This window comes from Streptomyces endophytica, assembly GCF_026153355.1.
Lineage (GTDB): Bacteria > Actinomycetota > Actinomycetes > Streptomycetales > Streptomycetaceae > Streptomyces > Streptomyces endophytica.
The window spans coordinates 6,849,115-6,875,102 of record NZ_CP110636.1 but is presented as its reverse complement, the minus strand read 5'-3'; the positions used below and the strand labels follow the sequence as shown (position 1 = coordinate 6,875,102).

The following is a 25,988-nucleotide window of genomic DNA, read 5'->3' as shown; positions in this document are numbered from 1 at the left end:
ATGCACTGCGTACCGTCGCCGTCGTCGGCACCGGGCTCATCGGGACCTCCGTCGCCCTCGCCCTGGCGGCGCGGGGCATCACGACCCATCTCATCGACCGGGACGGCGCCGCGGCCCGCACCGCCGCCGCGCTGGGCGCCGGGACGGCCGGCGCACCGCCCGGACCGGTGGACCTCGCGGTGCTCGCCGTACCGCCCGGGAGCGTGGCCGGCGTTCTGGAGGAGCACCAGAAGAACGGTCTGGCGCGGGCGTACACCGACGTCGGCAGCGTGAAGGGGCCGCCGCTGGACGAGATCGCGGCCCGCGGCGGTGACCTGGCCTCCTTCGTCGGCGGACACCCCATGGCGGGACGGGAACGCTCGGGTCCGCTGGCGGCCCGGGCCGAGCTGTTCGAGGGCCGGCCCTGGGTGCTCACACCCGACCCGGCCACCGAACCGGCCGTACTGGGGCGGGCGCTGGAACTGGTCCGGCTGTGCGGCGGGACGCCGGTCGTCCTCGACGCCGACGCCCATGACCACGCCGTCGCGCTCATCTCCCACGTCCCGCACCTCCTCGCCACCTTGTTGGCGGCCCGGCTGGACGACGGGGAAGAGGTGGCGCTGCGGCTCGCCGGCCAGGGGCTGCGCGACGTCACCCGGATCGCCGCGGGCGACGCCGATCTGTGGACGGACATCCTGGCGACCAACGCGGAGGCCGTGGCGGCCGTGCTGGACGGGCTGGCCGGCGACCTGGACGCCGTACGCCGCGCGCTGCGCGAGCCGGCCCGGCGGAGCTGACCGCGCTGCTCGAACGGGGCAACGCGGGATATGCCCGGATCCCCGGCAAACACGGCGGAACTGCCGTAGCGTACAGATCAGTTCGGGTGGTCCTGCGTGACCGGGCGGGTGAGCTGGCCCGACTGCTCTCCGCCGCTTCGGCGGTGGGGGCGAACATCGAGGACGTCCGCCTGGAGCACGCCACGGACGGCTCCGCCGGACTGGCGGAACTCCTGGTGGCGGACGGCTCGGCCGGCACACTCACGGCCGAACTCCGGCGCCGCGAGTGGACCGTCCACGCCTAGCGCGCCGCGCGTGACCCCCGAGCCATACCGGGCCGGACCGGCCCTCGTCGAGCGAATCCAGGAGTACGACCGTGCGGGCAGCAGTGATGTTCGGGGCAGGGGACGTCCAGGTGAAGGAGGTGCCCGACGCCCGGATCGACCGGCCGACCGACGCCGTGGTGCGGGTCACCCACGCCGCGATCTGCGGCAGCGACCTGTGGCGCTACGGGAAGATGCCGCCGAACCCGGACGGGGTGCGGCTCGGGCACGAATTCATCGGCGTGGTCGAGGAGACCGGCGCCGAGGTCACCTCCGTACGCCGCGGAGACCTCGTCCTCGCGCCCTTCAAGTGGTCCGACGGCCGTTGCGAGTTCTGCCGGGACGGGCTGCCCAACTCCTGCCTGAACGGCGGGTTCTGGGGCGGTGAGCTGGACGGCGGCCAGGGCGAGGCGGTCCGCGTCCCGCAGGCCGACGGCACGCTCCTCCCGCTCCCGATGGAGCCGGACGACCCCCGGGTGCCGGCGGTGCTGGCCCTGTCCGACGTGCTGTGCACGGGGCACCACGCGGCCCGCGCCGCGCGGGTCGGCCCGGGCCGGACGGTCGCCGTGGTGGGGGACGGCGCGGTCGGACTGTGCGGCGTGCTGGCCGCCTCCCGGCTGGGCGCGGAGCGCATCATCGTCCTCGGCCGGCACACCGCGCGGACGGACCTCGCGCGGCGGTTCGGCGCCGTGGAGGTGGTGCCGGAGCGCGGCACCGAGGCCGTCGAGCGGGTCAAGGAGCTCACCGGCGGCCACGGGGCGCACGCGGTGCTGGAGTGCGTCGGGACCGGCGCGGCCCTGCGGGACGCCCTGGACATGGCCCGCCCCGGCGGTGCCGTCGGCTACGTCGGCGTGCCCCAGGACGGCGACGGCGTCGACGCACGGCGCTTCTACCGCCGCAACGTCACCCTCGCCGGCGGCGTCGCCCCGGCCCGGGCCTACGCCCCCGAGCTCCTCCCCGACGTGCTGTCCGGACGTCTCGACGCGTCCGCGGTCTTCGACCGCACCGTCGGGCTGGACGGTGTCCCGGACGGCTACAAGGCCATGGCCGAACGCGAGGCCCTCAAGGTGCTCATCCGCCCCTGAGGACCGGCCGGCCGTCTCGTTCCCGCGCCCCGCTTTCCGGCCGTACCGGGAAGCGGGGCGCACGTCGTCGGGCCGGCCGCCGTACCGCGTCAGCTCCCCGTCGCGCTCGTCGTACTCAGCTCCCCGTTGAACACCGTCACGGCCTGCCCCAGCAGGGTCACCCGGTCACCGCGCAGCTCGACGCCCACCCGGCCGCCGCGGGGCGACAGTTGGAGGCCGGTCAGCTCGGTCCGGCCGAGCCGCTCGGACCAGAAGGGGGCCAGTACGCAGTGGGCGGCGCCGGTGACGGGGTCCTCGGGTATGCCGGCGGCCGGGGCGAAGACCCGGGAGACGAAGTCGTGGTCGGCGTCCTCCGGGGCCGCCGCGGTCACGATGACCGCCCGGCCGCTGAAGGCGGCCAGCGCGACGATGTCCGGGGCCAGGTCCCGTACCGCGGCGGCTTCCGCCAGTTCCACCAGCAGGTCGTGCCGGGCCCGGCCGGTCCACACCGGGTCGGTGCCCAGCGCCTTGGCCAGCCCCAACGGCACCGGCTCGGCGGCCGGCGGGTCCGCCGGGAAGTCCAGGGTGATGTCACCGCGGCCGTGCCGCCGGGCGGTGAGCACCCCGCTCAGCGTCTCGAAGCGCAGGGGGGAGTCGTGGGCGGCGGCCCGCGTCGTGTGGAGCACATGGGCGGTGGCCAGGGTGGCGTGACCGCAGAGGTCCACCTCCACCGTCGGCGTGAACCACCGCAGCCCGTAGGAGTTCTGCCCGACGCGGTGCACGAAAGCGGTTTCCGACAAATTGAGTTCGGCCGCGACCTGCTGCATCCAGGCCACCTCGGCCGGCTTCTCGAGCAGACACACAGCGGCGGGATTACCGGCGAACGGCCGGTCGGTGAACGCATCGACGATGAAGGTGCGCATGGCTTGAAGCTACTGTCGGTAAGGCCCCAAGGGGTGAAATGAGGGCAGTTGCCGCTATTGGTACCGCATTCCGGCGCCCATCGGATCAGGGGGAACGGTCCGAGAGGAGCCTGTTTACCCCTCCACGCGATCACTAGGATTCAGATCCGAACGTCGAACCGCCGGCCACCGCCCCGGAATCGAGGCGGCGGGCCCAGGGGGCGCATTCCGCGTCCGGAAGGGCATGCATGCAGACCACGGAAGCCAAAGTCCCGCCCTTACTTCTCGCGGTGCTCATCTCCTTGAGCGTGGGCGGCCTGATGTCCTCCGACATCAACCTCCCCGGCCTGGCGCAGACCGCCCACGCCCTCGGCACCTCCGTCTCCGCGGTCCAGGCGACCTTCAGCCCGTATCTGGTCGGCCTGCTCGTCGCCCAGCTCATCTACGGCCCCTGGTCCGACGCGATCGGCCGGCGGCGGCTCGTCATCGGCGGCTTCACGCTCTACGCGGTGGCCTCGCTCGGCTGCGCCCTCTCCCCGAACATCGCGGTCTTCGCCGGCGCGCGCCTCCTCCAGGCGCTCGGCGCGGGCGCCGGTCTCGTACTGGCCCGGGCCATCGTCGGCGACCTCTACGGCCAGCAGACCGCGGCCCGCGTCTTCACCACGATCATGCCGGTGGTGGGCGCCTCGCCGGCCATCTCCCCGCTCATGGGCGGCTATCTGACCACCTACCTCTCCTGGCGCGCGCCGTTCTTCCTGACCGCGCTGATCGCCCTGGTCACCGTGCTCGCCGTCGCGCTCAGGGTGCCCGAGTCGCTGCCCGCGGAACGCCGCGCACGGCGGCTGCGCACGACGGTGGGGAACTACCGCCGGCTGCTGGTGAGCGGCAAATTCTGGGGGTACGGCCTCAACCTCGGTGTGGGGTACGCCGTTTACACCGGCTATCTGGTCGCCTCACCGGTGATCTTCCAGCGCCTGGGCATGAGCACCGAGATCAACGGCTACTGCTACATCAGCATCGCCGCCGCGTACATCACCGGCAACCTCGTCTCGCGCCGCCTGGTCCAGCGCCACTCCATCGACCGGCTGCTCGTCCGGGGCCACCTGATCTTCTCCAGCGGCGCCCTGGTGCTGCTGGCGGTGGGGCTGACCGATCCGCAGACCCCCTGGCCGCTGCTCGTGCTGATGACGGCCGTGACCATCGGCAACGGCTTCCTCTTCCCGATGTCCGTGGCGGGCGGGGTGACCTCCTTCCCCGCCATGGCCGGCGCCGCCTCCGGGCTGCTGGGGGCGGTCCAGATGGCCGGCGGCAGCTTCGCGTCCCTGGTCGTCAGCAAGATCCCGCCGGACATCAGGTCGTTCGCGATCCTGGTCGCGGTCCTCGCGCTGACCGGACTGACCGCATTCCACTGCCTGCGGGCCGTCACGGCCCGTTCCGCCACCGAACCCGAGGCACCGCAGGCGGCCCCGCCCGCCGCGCCGGTGGCCTCCGCCACACCGACCGACGAATGACCACCACGTATTCACGTACGCACAATTGAGGGGAAAGAAGCAATGGGTCAGGTATCCCGCCGGCTGGAAGAACTCGGACTGACGCTGCCGCCGCTGCTGCCGAAGCTGGCGAATTACGTGCCGACGAAGACGGTCGGTGATCTCGTCTTCGTCTCCGGGCACGGCCCGCTGAATCCGGACGGCTCGGTGAAATACCGGGGACGCCTGGGCGCGGATTTCACCATCGACGAGGGCAAGGAAGCCGCCCGGCTCGTCACGTTGAACATCCTCTCCGCGCTCAACGCCGAACTCGGTGATCTGGACCGGATACGGGAATTCGTCAAACTGCTCGTGATGGTGCAGTCCGCCCCCGATTTCCAGGAACAGCACGTGGTCGCGGAGGGCGCCTCCGACCTCCTCACCGACGTCTTCGGCTCCGAGCGCGGCTCGCACGCCCGCTCCGCCGTCGGCATGATGGCCCTCCCCTTCGGCATCGCGGTCGAGATCGAGGCCGTGGTGCGCATCGACGCCTGACGCTCGCGCCGTGCGCCCTCTTCCGGGGCTCAACCGTCCCGGAAGAGGGTGAGCCACGGCAGCAGGTCCTCGCGGAGCTCCGGGTCGCGTACGCCCAGACCGTCCCGCGGCGCGAGGCAGCGGATGCCTACCTTCCCGCGGTGGTGGCCCGCCCGTACGGCGGCCACGGCATCGGTGGTGGCCTCCAGGGGGTGGGTGACGGACAGCGGCGGATGGATGCGGCCCTTGAAAACCAGGCGGTTGGCCTCCCACGCCTCCCGGTAGCTGGCGAAGTGCGTACCGAGGATCCGCTTGAGCCCGGTCCACAGTGAGCGGTTGTCGTAGAGCTGCCCGGGGCCCGTGGTGGAGGCACAGGTGACCACGGTGCCGCCGCGCCGGGCCGCGTACACCGAGGCGGCGAAGGTGTCCCGCCCCGGATGCTCGAAGACGATGTCCGGATCCTCCCCACCGGTGAGGTCCCGCACATGCCGGGCGAAGCGCCGCCACTCACCCGGGTCGGGGGTCTCCGGGGCCTTCCAGAACTGGTAGTCCTCGGCCGAGCGGTCGATGACCAGGTCCGCGCCCATCCCGTGGCACAGCGCGGCCTTCTCCGGCGATGAGACCACACACACCGGCGTGGCCCCGCCGGCCAGCGCGTACTGCGTGGCGAACGAACCCAGCCCGCCCGCCGCGCCCCAGATCAGAACGGTGTCCCCCTGCTTCATGGCCGCACCGTTGTGGGAGACGAGCTGCCGGTACGCGGTGGAGTTGACCAGCCCGCAGCAGGCGGCCTCCTCCCACGTCAGATGCGGCGGCTTGGGCATCAGCTGGGTGGCCTTGACCAGCGCGAGTTCCGCCAGTCCGCCGAAGTTGGTCTCGTATCCCCAGACGCGCTGCGCCGGCACGCGTATCGCGTCGTCCTGGCCGTCCAGCTCCACCACGAGGCAGTGCGCGACGACCTCGTCACCGGGCCGACAGTGGCTGACGCCGGGTCCGGTGCGCAGGACCACGCCGGAGAGGTCCGACCCCAGGACGTGGTACGGCAGGTCGTGCCGCCGCCCGGCCGGTGACCTGCGGGCGTACTCCGCCAGGGAGCGGAAGGTCGGCTCCGGCTCGAACAGCGCGGACGCGATGGTGTGGTGGTTGACCGACGAGGCCATCACCGCGACCAGCACCTCGGCGTGCCCCGGCTCGGGGACCGGCACCTCGTCGAGGTGCAGCGAGGCACGCGGGTCGCGCTCTTCGTGCGGCACCCCGGTGAACAGTGCGGCGTCCGCGCGGTGCACGGTCACCGCCCGGTACGTCCGTGGCAGGGGCAGCGCGGCGAGCTCCCGGGCCGTGACGTCCGGATCGAGCAGGGCGGCGACGAGTTCGTGCACGGTGCGGCTCCTCCCTGGCGGTGCCTCTTTCACGTGCCTTCACGCCGCCATGGAAGACCACACTCCCCGCCTGAGCCAGAAAAACCGCCCTAAACCACCCATAGGGGCAATAGTGCCCCGGTCCACGACGGTCCCGCTCGGTACCTGCCCCTCACCGGGCGGCGGGCTCCGGTGTCCAGCGGAGGGTGAGGGCCGGCAGGTTCTCCATGTTGCCGCTGCCGTCGTCGGTGCCCACGACCCGGAACCCGTGGTGCGCGTAGAACGCCCGGGCCGCCACGTTGAGTTGGAAGACGTGCAGGGTCAGCCCGTCCGGGGAGTGCTCCCGCGCCGCACCGAGCAACCGGCTGCCGATGCCGGTCCGCCGGACGTCCGGCCGCAGATAGAGCTGATCGAGCAGCTCGCCGCGCACCGCGGCGTACCCGAGGATCTCCTCGCCCTGGACGGCGACGAGGGTGTGGCTCTCCGGCAGCACGATCTCGCGGATCCAGTAGGTGACTTCGCCGTGCGAACGGCGCTGCGGCGGCAGATACGGCATGGTGGCCGCCCGGGATGCCTGATGAACGGCGGCTATCGCGGCTGCGTCACCTTGCTCGGCGCGGCGGATGGTGATGATGGCTGACCTCGCAGGATCGGTCCGAGGGGGCGGGCGTCGTCGCTCCACTGCGCGAGCGTAGGCGGTCGCGTCCGCCCCCACCGGGCTTTTTCCTCCCCCTCATGGGAGGGGGAGGGCCGACCGCGTACGTACGGGGCTACTTGACGGCGTCGAGGAGCAGTTGGGCGACGTCGACGACCTGGATGGATTCCTTCGCCTTGCCGCCCGCGGCGGAGCCGCTGTCGGATGCAGCCTTCTTGCCGTTGACGGAGTCGGTGAGCATGACGAGGCAGAAGGGGCAGGCGGTGGAGACGATGTCGGGGTTGAGGGAGAGGGCTTCGTCGACGCGTTCGTTGTTGATGCGCTTGCCGATGCGCTCTTCCATCCACATGCGTGCGCCGCCGGCGCCGCAGCAGAAGCCGCGTTCCTTGTGGCGGTGCATCTCCTCGTTCCGCAGGCCTGGCACCTTGGCGATGATTTCGCGCGGGGGTGTGTAGACCTTGTTGTGGCGGCCCAGGTAGCAGGGGTCGTGGTAGGTGATCAGGCCTTCGACGGGGGTGACGGGGATGAGTTTGCCCTCGTCGATGAGGTGCTGGAGCAGCTGGGTGTGGTGGATGACCTCGTAGTGGCCGCCGAGCTGCGGGTATTCGTTGGCGATGGTGTTGAAGCAGTGCGGGCAGGTCGCGACGATCTTCTTGGCGGCCTTGGGCTTCTTGGTGGATTCGTCTTCGTCGTCCTCGCCGAAGGCGGCGTTGAGGGTGGCGACGTTCTCCGCGCCGAGTTGCTGGAAGAGGAATTCGTTGCCCAGGCGGCGGGGGGAGTCGCCGGTGCACTTCTCGTCGCCGCCCATGATGGCGAAGCTGACGCCGGCGATGTGGAGGAGTTCGGCGAAGGCCTTGGTGGTCTTCTTGGCGCGGTCTTCGAGGGCGCCGGCGCAGCCGACCCAGTAGAGGTAGTCGACTTCGGTGAGGTCGTCGACGTCCTTGCCGACGACGGGGACGGGGAAGTCGACGTCCTTGGTCCATTCCAGGCGCTGCTTCTTGGCCAGGCCCCAGGGGTTGCCCTTCTTCTCCAGGTTCTTGAGCATGGTGCCGGCTTCACTGGGGAAGCTGGATTCGATCATGACCTGGTAGCGGCGCATGTCGACGATGTGGTCGATGTGCTCGATGTCGACGGGGCACTGTTCGACGCAGGCGCCGCAGGTGGTGCAGGACCACAGCACGTCCGGGTCGATGACGCCGCCCGCGGCGAAGCCGCCGTCGGATGCAGCTTCGAGGGTGCCGATCAGGGGGCGCTCGGCCTCGGCGAGGGCGCTGGCGGGGACGTCGGCGAGCTGCTCCTCGGTGGCCTTCTCCTCGCCCTCCATCGTCTTGCCGCCGCCGGCGAGGAGGTAGGGCGCCTTGGCGTGTGCGTGGTCGCGCAGGGCCATGATCAGCAGCTTGGGGGAGAGCGGCTTGCCGGTGTTCCAGGCGGGGCACTGGGACTGGCAGCGGCCGCACTCGGTGCAGGTGGAGAAGTCCAGCAGGCCCTTCCAGGAGAAGTGCTCGATCTGGGAGACGCCGAACTGGTCGTCCTCGCCCGGGTCCTCGAAGTCGATCGGCTTGCCCGCCGAGGTCATCGGCTGCAGCGCGCCCAGGGCGACGTCGCCGTCGGCCTCGCGCTTGAACCAGATGTTGGGGAACGCCAGGAAGCGGTGCCAGGCCACACCCATATCGGTGTTGAGGCCGATGGTGATCGCCCAGGTCATGGTCACCCCGAGCTTGATCATCGCGAAGAGGTAGACCAGGTTCTGCAGGGTCGGGACGCTGAGGCCCTTGAAGGCGGCGACCAGGGGGTACGACACCCAGTAGCCCGCCTCGTAGCCCTCGACGTGGTGCAGGACGCCATCGAGTCCGCGCAGGACGAGGATGCAGATGCCGATGACGAGGATGACGTACTCGACGAAGTACGCCTGCCAGGCGGTCGATCCGGCGAAGCGCGACTTGCGGCCGGCCCGGGAGGGCAGGTTCAGCAGCCGGATCGCGATCAGCACCAGGATGCCGACGGTCGTCCCGAGCGCGATGAACTCGATGTACAGCTCGTACGGCAGCCAGTCGCCGATGGCGGGGATGATCCAGTCGGCCTTGAAGAGCTGGCCGTACGCGGTGACGATCGTCAGGCCGAGGGTGAGGAAGCCGACGGCGACGAACCAGTGCGCGACGCCGACGATGCCCCAGCGGTTCATCCGGGTGTGGCCGACGAACTCCTTGGCCAGCGTGAGGCTGCGCTGCTTGGGGGCGCCGGTGCGGCTGCCCGCAGGGACGGGTGCGCCGAGTCTGACGAACCGTACGAGGTGGGCGACGGCGCGGCCGATGAGCGCAACACCGACCGCTGTGAGGACCAACGACACGAGGATCGCGGCGAGTTGCATGGGGCTCCTCAGGGCCTGGGCAGACGGGCTGCACGAGTCTGAAGTTGAGTGCTACTGAACGGTAGCTTAGTGGTTCTGTCCGTCGGGTGTGGCGTGTTTTGCACTCTCGGCCCAAGGGGGGCGAGTGGTTGGATCGGTCATTCGTTCGCCTGGGTGCTCGTGGGGATGAGATCATGCGGGCGCCGGCCCGGCGGCGCTTCTTTCGTGCGCCCGGAGCCGCCAGTTGACTCCACGACCGAGGTCGTCCGTCCCTAGACAGGTCCATGAAACGAATACCGTGGGCGCGGGCCGCCGCGCTCGGAGCTTGTGTGTCCCTCGCCATCGCCGTGCCGGCGCTCGGCGCCCGGGACACGGAGAGCCAGCCCGTTCCCCCGCGGCTGCCACCGACGCCGCGCCGAGCCCGCCGCCCGTGACGGCGGAGGCGATCCGCGATGCGCGCGCGACCGAGCAGTACTGGACGCCGGAGCGGATCCGCGCCGCCGTGCCGATGGATGCGGTGCAGGACGGCGGGAAGGGCCGGGAAGCGGCGGGTGCCCCGGGTGCGGGGCGGCGTTCGATGGTGCCGACCCATCGGGCCGACGCGGGCGTGGCCACCGTCGGGGTGTTCCTGATCCGCAGTGCGGACGGGTCGGCGACGCCCAACCAGTTCTGCAGCGCCAGCGCCGTGGCGTCGCCGACCAAGAGCCTGGTGCTGACCGCCGCGCACTGCCTCACGGGCGACAAGCCGTACCGCGACGCCGCGTTCGTGCCGGGCTATCGCGCCGGGGCCTCGCAGGCGGGGGAGGCCGGGGAGACGCCGTACGGGCTGTTTCCGGTGCAGGTGGGGAAGGTCTGGATCGACGGGCGGTATCTGACGTCGTCGCCCAGCGACGACGTGGACTTCGCGATCGTGCGGGTCGGGCCCAACTCCCAGGGGCAGTTGCTGGAGGACGCGGTCGGCGGCGGGAACCGGCTCACCTCCGTTTCGTCGGCGCAGCTGGCGCGCAAGGACGTGACCCTCGTCGGCTATCCCGGCGGCCAGAAGACCCCGTTGAGTTGCGTGAACGACACCACGGCGTTCCAGGGCCGGTTCCTGCAGATCCAGTGCGACGGGTACCGCTCGGGCGTCAGCGGCGGGCCGTTCCTGGAGCACTTCGACGGGAGCCGGGGCGACCTGGTGGGCGCCATCGGCGGCTACAAGACCGGTGGGCCCACCGCCGACGTCTCCTACTCGTCGCAGTTCGACGGCGATGTCTTCCGGCTCTACCGCCAGGCGGTCGGCGACGCGGTGCCGGACAGCGCCGGTCCGCTGGGCGACGGCTCCACCTGGCAGCACGCCACGGCCATGACCGGCGGACGGTTCCACACCACTTCGGTGCGGAACGGCACCGGTGACCTGATCGTGCGCTGGTCCGACGGCGAGCTCTCCCTCTACCCCGGCAACCGGCAGTACGGCTTCGGCGAGGACATCACGCTCGTCAAGAAGAACGAGCTCTGGAAGCAGGCCAAGGCCATCACCGCGGGGGACTTCACCGGCGACTCCACCGACGATCTGCTCGTCCGCTGGGCCAACGGCAAACTGACCCTCTACAAGGACGTCAACGAGACCAACAAGCTCCGCAACGAGATCCAGCTCAAGGGGCCCAACGGGACGTGGACGCACGCCTACGGGCTCGCCGCCGGCCGGTTCGGCGGCGGCAACACGCGCCGCGACGATCTGGTGGTGCGCTGGTCCGACGGCGAGGTGACGCTCTACACCAACGTCGACGGCAAGGGGCTGCACGCCGAGAAGCAGCTCGCCAAGCGGAACCCGACCTGGACGCACGCCGCCGATCTCGCCGCCGGGGACTTCCGGACCGCGGCCGGCGACCAGGACCTGGTCGTCCGGTGGTCGGACGGCGAGGTCACCGGGTACGAGGACGTCGCGGCCAAGGGCCTGAACGGCGAACACCGGCTCCGGCCCGCGAAGTCCGCCTGGCGCACCGGCCGTCTCGTCACCGCCGGGGCGTACGGCGGCGGCACCCGTCAGGACGATCTGATCGCCCTCTGGCCGGGCGGCAAGCTCGCCATGAACGGGGACACCACGCTCACCGCCCTGGGGCGGGAGCGGGTGCTGGTGCCCGCTCGGGTCGGCTGACGCCCTGCGCGAGGCACGGCGCGAAGCCCCGGTTCCCGTGGCGGGAGCCGGGGCTTCGGCATGCTCTCGGCGTCACGCCGCCGGAACCAGGCCGTCCGCGACCAGGCCGGCGTACACCGCCTCGCTGAGGGCGTCCACGGCGGACCGGGGCCGGACCATCACGGTGAACTCCTTGATCCGGCCGGTGGCGTCGTCGAGGTGCAGCAGGTCGATGCCGTGGATCTGCCGGCCGTTGACGGTGGCGCGGAAGAGCAGCACGTCCGCGGCGGCCTGGGTGCCGTCGGCGGTGGTCTCGGCCTCGCCGCGGAAGCCGCCGACGTAGCGGAAGTCCTCGAACGTGCGCAGCAGCACCCCGAAGAGCCCCATGACCATCGGCTTGCCCTCGAAGGGGGAGAACTTCACCGGGCTGTAGAAGCGGATGTCGTCGCTGAACAAATCCTCCAGGGCGGGAAGATCGCGGTTCTCGACGGCGGCACGGAAGCGGTCTGCGGTGGTCACAGGGGTCTCCTCGCTCGCGGGCCACGGGACGGGCGTCCTCATGGCCCTCGATCGTCCTCATACTCAATAATCTGACTACTCACTTTCTTGAGTATCATGCCCGGGAGCGGTCCGGAAGAGGGTGACCGGGCAGAGGGCGAAGGAGAGGAGGCGGCGCATGGCGCTCCGACATGCCGTCCTGGCGGCGCTGCTGGACGGGGAACTCAGCGGCTACCAGCTGGCCAAGGCCTTCGATCTGGGCGTGGCGAACTTCTGGCACGCGCTGCCCCAGCAGCTGTACGCCGAGCTGACCAGGCTGGAGAAGGAAGGGCTGGTCGCCGGGCGGGAGGTGGTCCAGGACGCCCGGCCGAACAAGCGGCTGTTCCACGTCACCGCGGGCGGGCTCGCCGCGCTGGAGCAGTTCGCGGACGACGCCGCCAAGCCCTCCTTCATCCGCGACGACCTGCTGGTCAAGGTCCAGGCCGCCGACCACCTCGACACGGACGTGCTGATCGCCCGGCTCGCGGAGCGCGAGCGGTTCGCCGAGGCCAAGATCGAGCTGTTCGGCGGCCTGTTGCGGCAGATGCGCGGGGACCGCGACGAAGCGGAGTTCCTGCGCCACGGCGAACGGATCGGCCCCTACCTGACCTGTCTGCGCGGCCTCGCGTTCGAGCGGGAGAACCGGGACTGGTGCCGGCGCAGCGCGGAGATCCTCCGTGCGCGCCGGCACCCGCCCCGGCAGGCGGCCGAGGACGCTACGAGTCCGTCGTCCAGCTCCCCAGCGCGATCTCGGCCGTGATGCCCGGGCCGAAGCCCGCCAGCAGACCGCGGTGACCGTCGTCCGCGCAGCCCTCGTCGAACATCCGGCCCAGGGCGTCGAGGACGACCGCGCTGGCGATGTTGCCGTACTCGGTGAGCGTGGCACGGCTGAAACGGAAGGCGTCCGGCGGGACGTCGAGGAAGCGGCTGAGGTCGTCCAGGATGCGCGGACCTCCCGCGTGGACGAGGTAGAAGTCCAGCTTTCCCGCGTTCCATTCGTGCTGCTGCGCGAGTTCCCGCAGGGCCGGGGCGAGCGGTTCCATGGTGCCCGGTACCCGCTTGTCCAGCTGGAAATGGAATCCCGTCGAGCGCACCGCGTAGGAAATCCAGTCCTCGGTGTGCGGAATGAGGTACGAGCCGTTGCGCTCCAGAGAGACGCCGGTGCCGCCGCGCCCCCGGACCACGGCGGCGGCTATCGCGTCGCCGAACAGTCCGTTCGACAGCAGCGATCCGACGGCGAGGTCCGTGGGCTGGTAGCACAGCGAGCAGAATTCACAGGCGACCACCAGGACGTTGGCGTCGGGATAGGCCGTGCAGAAATCGTGCGCACGGTTGATCGCGGCACCGCCCGCGGCGCAGCCGAGTTGCGCGATCGGCATCTGCCGGGTGTCCGTACGGAAGCCCATGGTGTTGATGAGCCACGCGGTGAGGGACGGCATCATGAAGCCGGTGCAGGAGACGTAGACGATCAAGTCGATCTGCTGCGGCTCCAGTTCGGCCTCGTCCAGGGCCTGGCGCACCACCGCGGGCACCCGCGCCTTGGATTCCTGCTCGTAGACGGCGCTGCGGGCCTCCAGCCCGGGGTGTTTGAGCACCTTGTCGATCGGCTGGATCAGCCGCCGGGTGAGTACACCGGTGTGCTCGATCAGCCGGAGGACCAGTCGCAGCTGCGCGTGGTCCTTGTGCAGCCGCTTGGCCAGTTCGAGGGTTTCTTCTTGGGTGATGACGTATTCGGGGACCGCGATTGCCGGTTTGCACAGTACCGCCATGGGATGCACTCCTTGCAGCAGAACTGTGGTCCGCCCGGTGCAGTTCCTGCTCTGCAGTGTGGAGCCGCACCGGCCGCCGGTTTCAGGAAATCCGCCGGCCGCCGGTATGTCCGGGCTCTTGGGAAAATGCGAGCGAACCAGTCGTCGAAGAATGAACTCTCCCGATAGGAACTCTCCCGATCTCCCCGTGATTTCGAAGGTGAGCGGAACGGCCTTTCTGCGGCCGAGCCGTTCGAGTTAGATACGGTACGCCGGGTGGTTGATCTCCGCATGTCGCGGCCGGTACCCGGCGCCTGTCGGCACCTCTGCCGGCCTCACCACACCACCGGCAATTCCAGCGGATAACGCCAGATGGAACTCTGGTTCCAGCGGATTTCCCCGGGCGGCTTCGCCAGTGCCAGCTCGGGGAAGCGCTCCAGCAGCGAACCGAGCGCGACCTCCAGCTCCGTGATGGCGAGCGGGGCGCCCAGGCAGTGGTGCCCGCCCCAGCCGAACGTCATGTGGTTCGGGCCCTCACGGTCGAGGTCCAGCTCGTCGGGCCGGTCGAACTTGCGCCCGTCGCGGTTGGCCGTCAGATACGAGACGTGCACGATGTCGCCGGCCCGGATGGTCACCCCGCTCAGTTCCACGTCCTCAAGGGCGACGCGGGGGATGCCCACGCCCTTGCGGAACGGGATGAAGCGCAGCATCTCCTGGATCGCCTGCGGCAGCAGAGCGGGACGGGAGCGCACCTGAGCCAGCACCTCCGGCCGCGACAGCATCAGGCAGGAGAGGTTGGCGATCTCGTAGGTGGTGGTGTCCTGGCCGGTGATGAGCAGGACCATGGCCATCACGGTGAGTTCGTCCTCACCGAGCATCTCGTCCCCGTCGCGGGCCGTCGCCAGGACGCTGATCAGGTCGTCGCCCGGATTCCGGCGCCGCTCCGCGGTCAACTCGCGGAAGTACTCGCGCATCTCGGCCTTGGACCGGATGGCGTTTTCCTTGTTGTCGACGCGGAGGTTCATCATCGTCCGGGCGTGGGCGCGCAGTTGCGCCTGGTCGCCCTCGGGGATGTCGAGGACCTCGCAGATCGTGATCAGGGGCAGCGGGCCCGCGAGGTGCTCCATCAGGTCGGCCGGTGGACCGTGCTCGGCCATCCGCGTCAGCAGGTCGTCGACGACGTGCCGGGTGCGTTCCCGCATCCGCTCGACGTGCCGCGGCGCGAACGCCTTGGACACCAGGCTTCGCAGCCGGCTGCTGTCGGGCGGGTCCATCACGTTGATCGCCTCGTCCTGGACGATCGGCTCGGGCGTCATCCGCGGGAAGTCGCGGCCGACGACCGCGTGGCGGCTGAAGCGCCGGTCGGTCGTCACCGTCCGCACATCCTCGTAGCGCGTGACGAGCCAGGCCCAGCCCTCGCCGTGCGGTAGCCGGATGCGGGCGACCGGTTCCTCGGTCAGCAGGCGCTTGAGCGAGGGATCGAACTCCAGGGCCTCGGCGTAGTCGAAGGGACAGTTCCAGACGGTGGAGTCGGGCTCCATGCTGACCTCCCGGAAGGGCGGAGACAGGCCTTGACATCCCGATCAGCGTAGAAGCGGCGGGGCGGGTCGGCCCGGCTGTCCGGGGGCCGGGGGACGGCGGGAGGGGCCGCCGCCCGCCGTCCCCAAGGCCGAGCGGGGTCTCGCGCCGGTGCGTGTTCGCGTTCGTCCGATCGGGTGACGCCGAGCCGTGGCCGGTAACGCCCCGGTACCCCTCAGCCGGCCGCCTCCACCTTCCTGACCTCGGGTTCCGCGGAATTGCGGATGGCGCCCCAGCGGGTGGCGGTCTGCTCGTGGATGAACCAGATGTCGTCCTCGGTCAGGCGCCGGGAGACCACGCCGGGGAACGCCTCCTCGAAGAAGATGTACGGCGGCCGGTTCTCGATGTCGGGGGAGTGGTAGTCGAGCCGGTCGTGCATGCCGTGCGCCCGGGTGATCTTGGTGGCCGGGTGGTAGGTCAGGATGTTCGGGCTGGCCAGCATGATCAGCCCGTCGTCGACCAGCCGGCCGACCTCGTAGACGGTCTCCTCGATGGTCTTGCGGGTCTCGCCCTCCAGGCCGAACAGCACCGAGCTGCCGACCGGGATGCCGGCGTCCCGGATGCGCTCCAGGGCCGTACGGACCTTCGCCTTCCACGGGAAGTCGGTGATCCGCCGGATGTTCTTGTGGACGTGCTGCATGACGTCCGTCGACATGCTTTCGATGCCCATGTAGAGGTAGGTGCAGCCGGCGTCGCGCAGCGCCACCAGCAGGTCGCGCACCTCGTCCTCCTTGTGCAGGGTGGTGAGCAGGTCGGCGGTGACCTGGCAGCCGAACTGCAGCTGCCGCAGCCGCTGCCAGTCACCCTCGTCGGTGATCCACCGCCGGCAGCCCTCGGGCAGTTTCTCCGGACCCGGGGCGGTGCGGGCCGCGTGCAGCAGGGCGCAGAATTCCCGCATCAGGGGGAAGGAACCGGTCCAGAAAATGGAGTCGTCGAAGAAGACCGCCTCGGCGCCGTAACTGACGTATTCGCAGAGCCGCTCCAGCGCGGTCTCGGCCGGCGAGCCCCGGAACCGCTTCAGTCCGCCGACCACCAGCGCCGATTCGGAACAGAAATCGCAGTGGTACGGACAGGCGTTGGACACCGTCATGTGGGCCGTACGGGCCGGCGAGCCGTCCGGCAGCGGAAAGACCGGGAAACGGGACCGGATCGCGAAGCCCTGATAGGGGGACGGGAGCGCGGCCAGATCGAGCTTTTCGCCGGATACCGGAAAGGCGTGCACGGTGTCCAGGTCCAGGGCGCACACCAGGGAACTGCCCGGGACCCGTATGCCGGCGGCGCCGAAGAGCCGCAGGATCCGGACCACCTCACCCACCGTGGCCCGGGTCCGGTCCAGGTCCATGGCCAGGGCGATCGCCTTCATCAGCAGGTCGAGGGCGAACTGCCCCTCACCGCTGACGCAGAAGTCCACCACCGCCTCCGCCCGCCGGTCGTCGATGGCCTGAAGGGTCGAGCTGTATTCCAGAACGACGGACCGTTTCGCCGGGGCGTACCGCATCGTCTCGTCCATGTGGCGGCCGCCGAACACCACCAGGCAGTCCGGCAGTTCCTGCTTGACGATGCGGGCCATCTCCAGCGCGTACCGATGGCCCGGGGAGACCGTACTGACCAGGAACACCCGTGGCCGGTGCCGGCGGAGTTCGGCCCGCAATTCCGCCCGGGCCTCCGCGTCCCACACCCGGGGGTCGAAGACCGTGGCGTCCGACGTGCCGGTACTCGCACGCTGCGACGGAAGCCCGTGTTCCGCGCTCAGCCGGTGCGCTTTCGACGGCGGCTTTCCCCAGCTGGGGCAGAGATCGCTGAACGGGACGTCGGTTCCGGCGCCGAGCCGGGCGGAGCGCAACGCACTGTCGACCGGAACGCTCAGTGCCGCATAAAGACACATCGGATCGCCCGGATACGTGATTTCGCCCTCCGGTGACGTCATGACCGGGGCGAGCGCCGCGAGCACCGGAAAACTCCGGGCGTGCCAGGGCACCTCGGCGGGCCCGGCGCAGCCCGCCCGCGCGACCAGTTCGGTGATCCGCGACTCGCGCAGCAGCGTCAATTCCCGGGCGGAATCCGCAGCCATGTCCGCGGCGGTGCGGAAGTCATCGTGAACGACCGTCTGGCGTATGAGCATGCGTAACTCCTGATCGGTGGTCAACTCGGAGGAGGGAGCTCGGGAGTTCTCGGGTCACTCGGTGCGGCGGGCCCGGCGGTGGGGGGAAGGCCGGCCGGTGGGTTCGGGCGGCGCGATGGAGAAACGTACTGCCGCTCCCCCGAGGGGGAGCAAGACTTTCGCGGTGCGGCCCGGCCGGCCGGTTCTTTATGCGCGGGCGGCACCCTTCCGCCTTGTCCGCCATTTCCGGCCCGACCTACAGTCCGGGGATGGCAGCCCACACCTACCGCGCGCTCCTGACCCGGCACGTGCTGAGCTGGGCCGGCGTCGCCGCCGCGGCGCGCCTGCCGGTGGCGATGGCCCCGCTGGCGCTCGTCTTCCTCGTCCGGGAACGGCCCGGCGGATATGTGCTGGGCGCCGAACTCGCGGCCGTGTACGTGGTGGGTGAGGTTATCGGCGCCGCGCTGCTCGGGGCGAGACTGCGGCCCGACCGGGCCCGGCGCCACCTCGCCGGCGGACTCGGCGCGGGCGCCGCGGCGTTCGCCGGCCTGGGACTGCTGCCCGGCGCCCCCGACCTGCTGCTCGGCGCGTTCGCCCTGGTCGCCGGGGCCGCCCCGGGTGCGTCCCCCGGCGGCCTGCGCACCCTGCTGACCGAGCACGTCGACCCCGGCCTGGTCACCAAGGCACTGAGCGCGGAGGCCACCCTCTCCTACGGGGTCTGGGCCGTCGCGCCCGCCGCGGCCGGTGCCCTCGCCTTCGGCGTGGCCCCCGCCGCCCCGCTGCTGCTGGCGGCGGGCCTGATGGCGCTGTCCGCCGCCGGACTGTGGGCGCTGCCGCCCGGCTGGCGGTCGGACCCCGCCGACCGCGCCGGCGTCCCGATGCTCCGTACCCTCGCCGCGGCCTGGCCGGTCTATGTGTCGGGCGCCGCGGCCATGTCGCTGCTCGCCCTGGCCGAACTCGTGCTGCCCGCCCTGCTGGAACAGCGCCACCTCGCGGTCGGCTGGTCCGGTCCGCTGCTGGCCGGGTACGCCCTCGCCTCCGCGGCCGGTTCGCTGCTCTACGGGCTGCGCAGCTGGCCCGGCCGCCTCGGCACCCAGAGCCTGGTCCTGCTGCTCGCCGTCGCCGCCTGTGTGGCCGCCGCCGGGGTGGTCCCGCTGCTCGGCGCCATCGCGGCGGCCCTGGCCCTGGCCGGGCTGCTGCAGGCCGGGCTGCAGGTGACCCGGGCGCTCGGGCTGCGCGCCGTCCTGCCGCAGAGCGCCCTGGCCGCGGGCTACTCGATGATGTACTCGGTGGTCGGCGCCGGATACGCCGCCAGCGCCTCGCTCTCCGGCGTGGTGCTGGGGGTGGCCACACCGAGCACCGCGATCCTCGCCGGGGTGCTGCTCACCCTCGTCCTCACCGCGGCCGCCGCGATCGGTGAACTCCGGCTGGTCCGGGCCGCGGAGTACGCCCCGGCAGAGCGCTGAGGCCCGCGCCACCGCCCCCACTGCCCCGCCCCCGTCCGGACCGTCAGGCCGCCGGTGTCCCCAGCGCGGCGATACGGGACGGCAGGGTCCGCCACACCTCCGGGGTGTAGAAGTGCCCGCCCGGCAGCTCGTCGTGGCGGAACGGGCCGGCCGCCAGCTTCCGCCACTGCCGCGCCGTCCGCGGATCGATCACCTCGTCGGCCGCCCCGGTCAGCACCTGCAACGGCGCCCGCACCGCCGCGCCCGCCCGGTGGTAGAACGAGTCGCGCACCCGGAGGTCGGCCCGCATCAGCTCCACCGCGATCTCGCACAGGTCCGGGTCGCCCAGCACATGCCCGGGCAGCAGCCCGAACTCCCGCATCCAGGCCATGAGTTCGTCGTCCGACTGGTGCTGCGCCGGGAACATGTCCTGCGGGGTGAGCCCCCGGCTGGGCGCGTTGGCCGAGGACACCACGACCGCCGCCGGGGCCGGCCCGCCGCGCTCCTCGATGCGTGCCGCGACGTCGAAGGCCATCCAGCCGCCCATGCTGTGCCCGAAGAGGACATAGGGCAGGCCGGCGGCGGAGAGCACCGCGGTGACCGCGTCCTCGGCCAGCTCGTCCCAGTCCTGGGCGCAGTCCTCGGCGAACCGGCCCTCCCGCCCCGGATAGCAGACCGCCGCCAGCTCCGTGCCGGGCGGCATCACCTCCGTCCAGGCGAGGTACGAGCCGGCCCCGCCGCCGCAGAAGCCGAGGCAGACCAGCCGCCGCGCGGCGTCCGGGACCGGCTGGGGGCGGACCACGATGGTGTCCTGCATGGGTGCGTCTCTCTTCTCGGGAAGCGGAAGCGCTGCTCGGCGGGGTCTGTCCGTACGCGGACGGGCGGGACGGCGCGCGCTCAGCCGGCCGGTGCGGAGGCCTCGTGGTGGCGCTGGACGTACTGCGCCAGGTCGCGCAGCCGCGGGTGGCGGTAGACCTCCTTGACCGAGATCACCACACCGAGGTTCCGCTTGAGCCGCCCCACGACCCGCAGTGCCATCAGCGAGTGCCCGCCCAGGGCGAAGAAGTCGTCGTCCGCACCGACCCGTTGCCGGCCCAGCACCTCCGACCACACCTCGGCGATCAGCTTCTCGAACGGGCCGTCCGGCTCGGCGGCCGGCGCGTCCGCCCCCGGGCCGTCCGGCGGCTCCGGCAGCGCGGCCACGTCCAGCTTCCCGTTGGCCGTCAGCGGCAGCGCGTCGAGCAGCACGCAGTCCGACGGCACCATGAAGTCCGGCAGCACCGCGGCGAGATGGTCCCGCAGCCGGCCGGGGTCGGGCGCCGCCCCGCCGGACGGCACCGCGTACGCCACCAGCCGCTCACCGGCCGGCCCGCCGTTGCGGACCACCACGGCGGCGCTGCCGACGCCCTCGTACGAGGCCAGCGCGTGCTCGATCTCGCCCGGCTCGATGCGGAAGCCGCGGAACTTCATCTGGCGGTCGGCCCGGCCCAGGAAGGCGAGGAGGCCCCCGGCGGTGCGCCGCACCCGGTCGCCGGTGCGGTACATCCGCTCGCCGGGCCCGCCGAACGGATCGGCGACGAACCGCTCCGCGGTCAGGGCCGGCCGGCCGGCGTAGCCGTGCGCCAGCCGCGGTCCCGCGACGTACAGCTCGCCCTCGGCCTCCTCGGGCACCGGGCGCAGCGCGGCGTCGAGCACGTACAGCCGGCCGCCCGGGAGGGCGTCCCCGAGGTGCGGGGTCCCGCCGGTCATCCACCCGACCGTGGCGTCGACCGTGCATTCGGTCGGGCCGTAGAGGTTCAGGGCCTCCGGACCGCCGGCACCGGCCGCCTCCGCGAGCTCCCGCCAGGTCCGCGCCGGTACCGGTTCGCCGCCCATGAACAGCCGGAGCGTCCGCCCGTCGGCCCGCGGCCCGGCCAGCGTCCCACGCAGCAACTCCCAGTGGGACGGGGTGAGATCGAGGTCGGTGACCGCGTGCGCGTCGAGCACGGCGGCCAGCCGGGCGGGGTCCTTGCGGTCCTCCTCGGTCAGCACGACCACGGTGTCGCCCCGGCAGACCCGCGCCCACTGCTGCACCGACGCGTCGAAGGACACGCTGGCGTTCCAGGCGACCACCCGGGGCGCGTCCGCGTAGGCACCGGCCTCCTCCAGCCCCGCCAGCAGGGCGGCCACCCCGCCGCGGGTCGCCGCCACGCCCTTGGGGCGGCCGGTCGAACCGGAGGTGTAGATCAGGTAGGCGGGGTCGAGCGGACCGCTGCCCACCGGGTCCGCGGGGAGGTCACCCTCCGACGCAGCGGCGTCGCCCGGGACATCCGGATCGAGGACCACGGCCCCGGTCGCCGTCCGGAGCGGGGTGTCCTCCCCGGCGAGCAGCGCCGCGATGCCGGCGTCCTTCGCCATGAACTCCAGCCGCGCCCGCGGATAGTGCGGATCGAGCGGTACGTACGCCGCACCCGCCCGCCACACCGCCAGCAGCGCCACCACGAGCCGGGCCGTACGGGGCAGGGCCACCCCGACCCGGGCGCCGCGGCCGATGCCGCGGGCGGCCAGCGCGCGGGCCAACCGGGCGGTGCGGCGGTCGAGTTCGGCGAAGGTCAGGGATCCCGCGCCGTCCCGTACCGCGATCCGCTCCGGGTGGTCCCGCACCACCCGGGCGAAGCGCCGGACGGCGTCGACCGGCTCCGGACGGAGGTCAGCCATGAACAGACTCCTTGTGCCGCGCGGGGGCGTCCCGCGGAGGGGGGAGGAAGGGGAAGGGCGGTCCGGCGGGCCGTGCGGCGGCCGGTCAGCCGAACGCGGCGGCCGGCGGCACGGTGGGCCGGCAGGCGGACAGTTCGACCGGTGCGCCCATCGACACCGCGATCCGGCGGTCGCCGCGGAACGGGTCGCGGCCGTGCGCGGTGAGGATGTTGTCGACCAGCAGCAGATCGCCCGGCTGCCAGGGCTCGCGGACCGTCGCCGCGTCGTACGCCGCCTGGATGGCCGCCAGGTCCTCCCGGGTCAGCGGGCTGCCGTCGCCGAAGGCCGTGCGGAAGGGCAGTCCGTCCGGTCCGAACTCGTCGAGCAGGATCTCCCGCAGCTCCTCGTCCAGCGACCACTCGTTCCAGAAGACCAGGTGGTTGAACCAGACCTCGTCCCCGGTCACCGGGTGGCTGACGACGCCGGGCCGCACCTGGCCGGTGCGCAGGTTGCCGTCCTCCTGCCAGGCGTGCGCGATCAGGTTGTCCGCGCAGTAGCGCTCCACCGCAGCCCGGTCGTCGGAGCCGAACGCGCTGCGCCAGTCGGTGGAGATGTGGTCGGAGTAGCTGCGGCGGAGCAGCCAGCCGGTCTGCCGCATCTTCGCCACCAGGGGCGCGGGGATGTGGTCGAGCACCTTGCGGCAGTCGGCGACCGGGGTGGCGCCGCCCTCCTCCGGCGCGGTCAGGCAGGCGAACAGCAGCAGGCCGGGGAAGGTCAGGGTGTAGCTGTTCTCGTTGTGCATGTGGATGCGCTGGGACGCCGGCAGGTCCGTGGACGAGTAGACGCCCTGGCCGAAGTCGCTGCGCGGGGTGGCCTTTTCGCGGTACGGCGTGGCCTCGGGGATCAGGACGTCGCGGACCGCGGCGACGTCACCGACCTCCGTCAGGGGCAGGCCGCGCAGACAGACCGCCCCGTGGGTGTGCAGCGCCCGGGTCAGTTCCGGGCGGGCGGTGGCGAGCCAGGCACGGGCCGCGGCCATGTCGGCCAGGCCGGTTATCCGGGCCAGTGCGGGCTTTCCCGGGGCGAGTTCCCAGGCGAGCGACGGGGAATCCGGCAGGTGGGCAGGACGCACGTTCAGCACCTTTCACTCAGCGCCTTTTCGGGTACGGCGTTCCGGGGCACCGGGGGTCAGCCGCTGTAACTGCCGAGCGCGTTGCTGGCCGCGAGGTCCAGCCGGTCCACCATCCAGGTTTCCAGGCTGCTGTCGCTGCGTTCCGCGGCCGCGCGGTAGCGGGCGATGCGTTCCAGGGTGAGCTGGATTCCGACGGATGCGGTCTTGCGGGTGGCGGCCGGTCCGGTTTCCCGGGCGGCCCGGACGTTCGCCCGTAACTGATTGCGCGACCAGCCCAGTTCCTCGGCCCGGTTGAGCCAGTAGTCTTGCTCATGGGGCGGCAGCGACGCCACCTCCGCGTGGTGGTGGAAGCTGAGGCTGTCCCGCCGGCGGGACACCTCGAACCGCCGGGCCACCCAGGCGTAGTTGCGCAGGGTCTGGTAGTCGAGGCCGACCGCGTCGACGGCCCTGCGGTAGCGGTCGGTGTAGCGCCACTGGCCGTAGATCAGCCAGTCGCCCAGGCACCAGGCCGACGAGTTGGCGACGGCCGAGATCCTCCGGCCCGCGCTCTTCCAGGTGTCGTAGCTGACCGCGGCGGGGATCTGGAGGCCGACGCGGGTGACGAACACGCCCCGCGCGGCGTCGTCCGGCGCGGTCTGCCGGGGCCGTACGGCGGGGAGTTCGGTGATTTCCTTGCCCGACCCGGCGCGCGGAGCGGTGCCCAGGGCCGCGGACGATGTGCTCAAAGCTTCTCCTCGGTGCAGTTGCTTCGAACCGGACGGGTTCCGCGCACCTGGCCGGACCCCGTGTGAGGCCCGGATGGGGCGGCCGCCCGTCAGAAAATGCTCAGCCCAGGGCGCTCAGAACGGCCCGGTGTGCGGGGTGGGAACGCGGCCCCAGGCCGAGTCGCCGAGGACGACGCCGGAGGTGAGGTGGCCCGCGCGCGCGACGGACGGAGCGGAATGGTCAATTCCATATCCGGCGGCGGTGGCCAGGACGGCGGCGATGGTGAAAACGCGCAGGATGCGAGGCATCGTGGTCCCCCATTGTGCGGCCAAGGATGTGGCTGGCGCCGCTTATCTTCTTCGGCCGATCAAGATCATTGGACTGCGGACGGGGTGCACAAATGTAACCTGCATAGTTGTGAACGATGAAGAACTGGGTCGATGTCAGTGCAATGGGGGTGAATTACCCTCAGGTCGGGTATGCGGCGATGCGCTGAGCTACTACCGGAGCATTCTCCGTGACGGAACGGCGCGCCGCGAGACCGCCCCGCCGTGCCTGCGCGCACTCGGCCTCATCGCCGACGATCCACGGACTCCCGGCGCCACCACCCCCGTGCCGCCCGAGGCGGCGGCGATCGCCGCGCTGCGCCCCATAGAAGAGGCGATCGCCGACCAGCAGCGCGCCTACCGCTCCGTCCAGGCCACCCTCTCCGTCTTCACCCGGACCTACGACGACGCCAGGAAGCGCGAACAGCCCACGCTCACCGTCCTCAACGGCGCCACGGTCATCAGCAACGCCCTGGAGGCCGCCGTGGCCGGCTGCCGCGAGGAACTCCTCACCACCCAGCCCGGCGGCGGCCGCCCGGAACACCTGCTGAGCGAGGCGCTCGACCGGGACCTGCGGATGCTCGAACGGGGCGTCCGGCAGCGGACGATCTACCAGCACACCGTCCGCTCGCACGCACCCACGCTGGCCTACGTCGAGAAGGTCACCGCCGCCGGGGCCGAAGTGCACACCCTGGTCGAGGTGTTCGAGCGGATGATCATCTGTGACCGGCAGGTGGCCTTCATCCCCACCTCCGAGGAGCGCAGCGACAGCGCCCTGCAGATCCGGCACCCCGCCCTGCTGCGCTTCCTCGCCGCGCTCTTCGACAGTGCCTGGTCCCGTTCGGTGCCGGTCGGACCGGGCGGCGTACCGGCCCGTTCCCCGCTGATCACCTCCGACGTCCAGCGGGCCATCCTGCAGGCCGTGGTGTCCGGCGAGACCGACGACTCCATCGCCCGCCGGATGGGCATGAGCCGCCGCAGCGTCGCCAAGCACATCAGCCGGGTCTCCCAGCAGCTGGGCAGCAACAGCCGCGCCCAGCTCGGCTATCTGCTGGCCACCTCCGGTCTGCTGTGGCTGCCCGAGCCGCCCGGCGCTCCTCCGCGGGAACGGACCTTCTGACCGGCCCGGACGCGGGCCGGAGGGGCTCACCGGGTCGCGTCCGACCTGTTCTCCTGCAACTCCACCGCCTCGTACAGCGCCTTGATGTTGCCGCTGCCGAACGTCCGGGCGCCCAGCCGCTCGATGACCTCGAAGAACAGCGTGCCGCGCGGGTGCCGGGACCGGGTGAAGATCTGCAGCAGCTGGCCGTCCTGGTCCTGGTCGGCCAGCACGTTCAGGTCCCGCAGCTCGTCGACCGAGTGCCGGGAGAGCGTGAGCCGGCCCGGGATCAGGTCGTAGTAGGTGCTGGGGGTGTCCAGGAAGCCGATGCCGCGCGCCGACAGCAGCCCCACCGAACGCACGATGTCGTCCGACGCGAACGCGACGTGCTGCACGCCCGCGCCGCCGTGGGAAGCCAGGAACCGGTCGATCTGGCCCGGCGCCCGGCCGGTGTCCGGCTCTATCAGCGTCAGCGTGACGGTCCCGGCGTCGTTCTGCACCACGACCGAGTCCATCGCCTGTGCGCCGACGACGATGCGCTCGGTGAACACCGCGGCGAAGCCCAGCGCCCGTTCGTAGTACTCGACGGTCGGCCCCAGCCGCCCCGGCTCCAGACACACCGCGAGGTGGTCGATCCCGTGCAGTCCGGTCGCCGACGGGCCGGGGACACCGGCCGCCGGTCCGGGCCGCTGCACGAAGGTGTGCACCACGTCGCCGAACCCGGTGACCGAGGCGGTCACCACCCCGTCCCGCCCGGCCGGCCCGGCCACCGGTTCCGCGCCCCGCCGCACCGCCTCGGCGAAGGCGGCCGCCGCGTCCGGCGTGCGCAGTGCGATGTCCCGGACCCCGTCGCCGTGGCGCGCGACGTACCGGGCGGCCGGATGCCCGGCGTCCTGCGCGGCGGTCAGCACCAGCCGGATGCCGCCGGCACCCACCGCCACCGTGCGGACACCGTCCTCAGGGGCACCCGGGGCGCCGGGAAAACGGTCCAGGACGCCGAAGCCGTAGCGCGCGGTGAACGGCTCGGCGGCCGCCGGCAGATCGCCGACCGCGAAACCGAGGTGATCCAGGCCGAGTTGGCCCAACGGCCCGGAAGGGGCAGAGGTCGTCGCGGGCAT

At 71.7% G+C, this 25,988-nt stretch carries 20 protein-coding genes and 2 pseudogenes; 8 read left to right on the top strand and 14 right to left on the bottom strand.

Going from position 1 to position 25,988, the window contains the following annotated elements; genetic code table 11:
* Positions 1–5 precede the first annotated feature (5 nt).
* A pseudogene (locus OJ254_RS30620) lies at positions 6–1,060 on the top strand (prephenate dehydrogenase).
* Between the two features lie 71 nt (positions 1,061–1,131).
* Positions 1,132–2,163: a zinc-binding dehydrogenase gene (locus OJ254_RS30615; RefSeq protein WP_423835987.1), complete on the top strand. Its 1,032-nt coding sequence runs from the start codon at positions 1,132–1,134 to the stop codon at positions 2,161–2,163.
* An 89-nt stretch (positions 2,164–2,252) separates the two neighbouring features.
* Here the strand turns inward: OJ254_RS30615 and OJ254_RS30610 are convergent, their stop codons facing one another.
* Entirely contained in the window at positions 2,253–3,065 is an 813-nt protein-coding gene (locus tag OJ254_RS30610) for a PhzF family phenazine biosynthesis protein (protein ID WP_265364976.1), read from the bottom strand.
* Between the two features lie 227 nt (positions 3,066–3,292).
* Between OJ254_RS30610 and OJ254_RS30605 the strand changes: the two genes are divergently transcribed.
* Both OJ254_RS30605 and OJ254_RS30600 read left to right on the top strand, forming a co-directional pair.
* On the top strand, positions 3,293–4,555 hold the full coding sequence (locus OJ254_RS30605; RefSeq protein ID WP_265364975.1) for a multidrug effflux MFS transporter: 1,263 nt from the start codon (positions 3,293–3,295) through the stop codon (positions 4,553–4,555).
* A 42-nt stretch (positions 4,556–4,597) separates the two neighbouring features.
* Positions 4,598–5,068, top strand: a complete 471-nt coding sequence (locus OJ254_RS30600) for a RidA family protein (protein WP_261955229.1) — start codon at positions 4,598–4,600, stop codon at positions 5,066–5,068.
* Positions 5,069–5,097: 29 nt separating this feature from the next.
* Here the strand turns inward: OJ254_RS30600 and ccrA are convergent, their stop codons facing one another.
* From ccrA to OJ254_RS30585, 3 genes and pseudogenes are all read right to left on the bottom strand, one after another.
* Complete coding sequence (gene ccrA, locus OJ254_RS30595; RefSeq protein WP_265364974.1) at positions 5,098–6,426, bottom strand: crotonyl-CoA carboxylase/reductase; 1,329 nt, start codon at positions 6,424–6,426, stop codon at positions 5,098–5,100.
* A gap of 151 nt (positions 6,427–6,577) precedes the next feature.
* Entirely contained in the window at positions 6,578–7,087 is a 510-nt protein-coding gene (locus OJ254_RS30590) for a GNAT family N-acetyltransferase (RefSeq protein WP_341483761.1), read from the bottom strand.
* Positions 7,088–7,178: 91 nt separating this feature from the next.
* A pseudogene (locus OJ254_RS30585) lies at positions 7,179–9,428 on the bottom strand ((Fe-S)-binding protein); the annotation flags it as partial.
* Positions 9,429–9,837: 409 nt separating this feature from the next.
* Between OJ254_RS30585 and OJ254_RS30580 the strand changes: the two are divergent.
* Positions 9,838–11,544, top strand: a complete 1,707-nt coding sequence (locus OJ254_RS30580) for a trypsin-like serine peptidase (RefSeq protein ID WP_265364973.1) — start codon at positions 9,838–9,840, stop codon at positions 11,542–11,544.
* A gap of 72 nt (positions 11,545–11,616) precedes the next feature.
* On the opposite strand, the gene OJ254_RS30575 is transcribed toward OJ254_RS30580, so the two are convergent.
* Complete coding sequence (locus OJ254_RS30575) at positions 11,617–12,042, bottom strand: nuclear transport factor 2 family protein (RefSeq protein WP_265364972.1); 426 nt, start codon at positions 12,040–12,042, stop codon at positions 11,617–11,619.
* Between the two features lie 157 nt (positions 12,043–12,199).
* Here OJ254_RS30575 and OJ254_RS30570 point away from each other — a divergent pair, with 157 nt between their 5' ends.
* Positions 12,200–12,820 (top strand): PadR family transcriptional regulator, encoded by a 621-nt coding sequence (locus tag OJ254_RS30570; protein ID WP_265364971.1) that lies wholly within the window; start codon positions 12,200–12,202, stop codon positions 12,818–12,820.
* Here OJ254_RS30570 and OJ254_RS30565 read toward each other — a convergent pair.
* The 3 genes from OJ254_RS30565 to OJ254_RS30555 all read right to left on the bottom strand — a co-directional run bounded on the left by OJ254_RS30565 (position 12,777) and on the right by OJ254_RS30555 (position 17,508).
* Positions 12,777–13,829 (bottom strand): type III polyketide synthase, encoded by a 1,053-nt coding sequence (locus OJ254_RS30565; RefSeq protein ID WP_265364970.1) that lies wholly within the window; start codon positions 13,827–13,829, stop codon positions 12,777–12,779. The two genes, OJ254_RS30570 and OJ254_RS30565, sit on opposite strands and share 44 nt — an antisense overlap.
* A 314-nt stretch (positions 13,830–14,143) precedes the next feature.
* Positions 14,144–15,349 carry a cytochrome P450 gene (locus tag OJ254_RS30560; protein ID WP_265364969.1) on the bottom strand — a complete coding sequence of 402 codons (1,206 nt, stop codon included), beginning with the start codon at positions 15,347–15,349 and terminating at the stop codon, positions 14,144–14,146.
* 212 nt (positions 15,350–15,561) lie between these two features.
* A complete protein-coding gene (locus OJ254_RS30555) occupies positions 15,562–17,508 on the bottom strand; it encodes a B12-binding domain-containing radical SAM protein (protein ID WP_265364968.1) in 1,947 nt (648 codons plus the stop codon).
* A gap of 248 nt (positions 17,509–17,756) precedes the next feature.
* On the opposite strand from OJ254_RS30555, the gene OJ254_RS30550 reads away from it, so the two are divergent.
* Entirely contained in the window at positions 17,757–18,953 is a 1,197-nt protein-coding gene (locus OJ254_RS30550) for an MFS transporter (RefSeq protein WP_265364967.1), read from the top strand.
* A 43-nt stretch (positions 18,954–18,996) separates the two neighbouring features.
* On the opposite strand, the gene OJ254_RS30545 is transcribed toward OJ254_RS30550, so the two are convergent.
* From OJ254_RS30545 to OJ254_RS30525, 5 genes are all read right to left on the bottom strand, one after another.
* A complete protein-coding gene (locus tag OJ254_RS30545; RefSeq protein ID WP_265364966.1) occupies positions 18,997–19,749 on the bottom strand; it encodes a thioesterase II family protein in 753 nt (250 codons plus the stop codon).
* Positions 19,750–19,829: 80 nt separating this feature from the next.
* Positions 19,830–21,629 (bottom strand): non-ribosomal peptide synthetase, encoded by a 1,800-nt coding sequence (locus OJ254_RS30540; RefSeq protein ID WP_265364965.1) that lies wholly within the window; start codon positions 21,627–21,629, stop codon positions 19,830–19,832.
* A gap of 85 nt (positions 21,630–21,714) precedes the next feature.
* On the bottom strand, positions 21,715–22,740 hold the full coding sequence (locus OJ254_RS30535; protein ID WP_265364964.1) for a TauD/TfdA family dioxygenase: 1,026 nt from the start codon (positions 22,738–22,740) through the stop codon (positions 21,715–21,717).
* Positions 22,741–22,796: 56 nt separating this feature from the next.
* Entirely contained in the window at positions 22,797–23,465 is a 669-nt protein-coding gene (locus tag OJ254_RS30530) for an LmbU family transcriptional regulator (protein ID WP_279351988.1), read from the bottom strand.
* A 114-nt stretch (positions 23,466–23,579) separates the two neighbouring features.
* Entirely contained in the window at positions 23,580–23,753 is a 174-nt protein-coding gene (locus OJ254_RS30525) for a hypothetical protein (protein ID WP_265364963.1), read from the bottom strand.
* Positions 23,754–24,057: 304 nt separating this feature from the next.
* Between OJ254_RS30525 and OJ254_RS30520 the strand changes: the two genes are divergently transcribed.
* A complete protein-coding gene (locus OJ254_RS30520) occupies positions 24,058–24,891 on the top strand; it encodes a LuxR C-terminal-related transcriptional regulator (RefSeq protein ID WP_265364962.1) in 834 nt (277 codons plus the stop codon).
* Between the two features lie 26 nt (positions 24,892–24,917).
* Here OJ254_RS30520 and hppD read toward each other — a convergent pair whose 3' ends face one another.
* Positions 24,918–25,988: a 4-hydroxyphenylpyruvate dioxygenase gene (gene hppD, locus OJ254_RS30515; RefSeq protein ID WP_265364961.1), complete on the bottom strand. Its 1,071-nt coding sequence runs from the start codon at positions 25,986–25,988 to the stop codon at positions 24,918–24,920.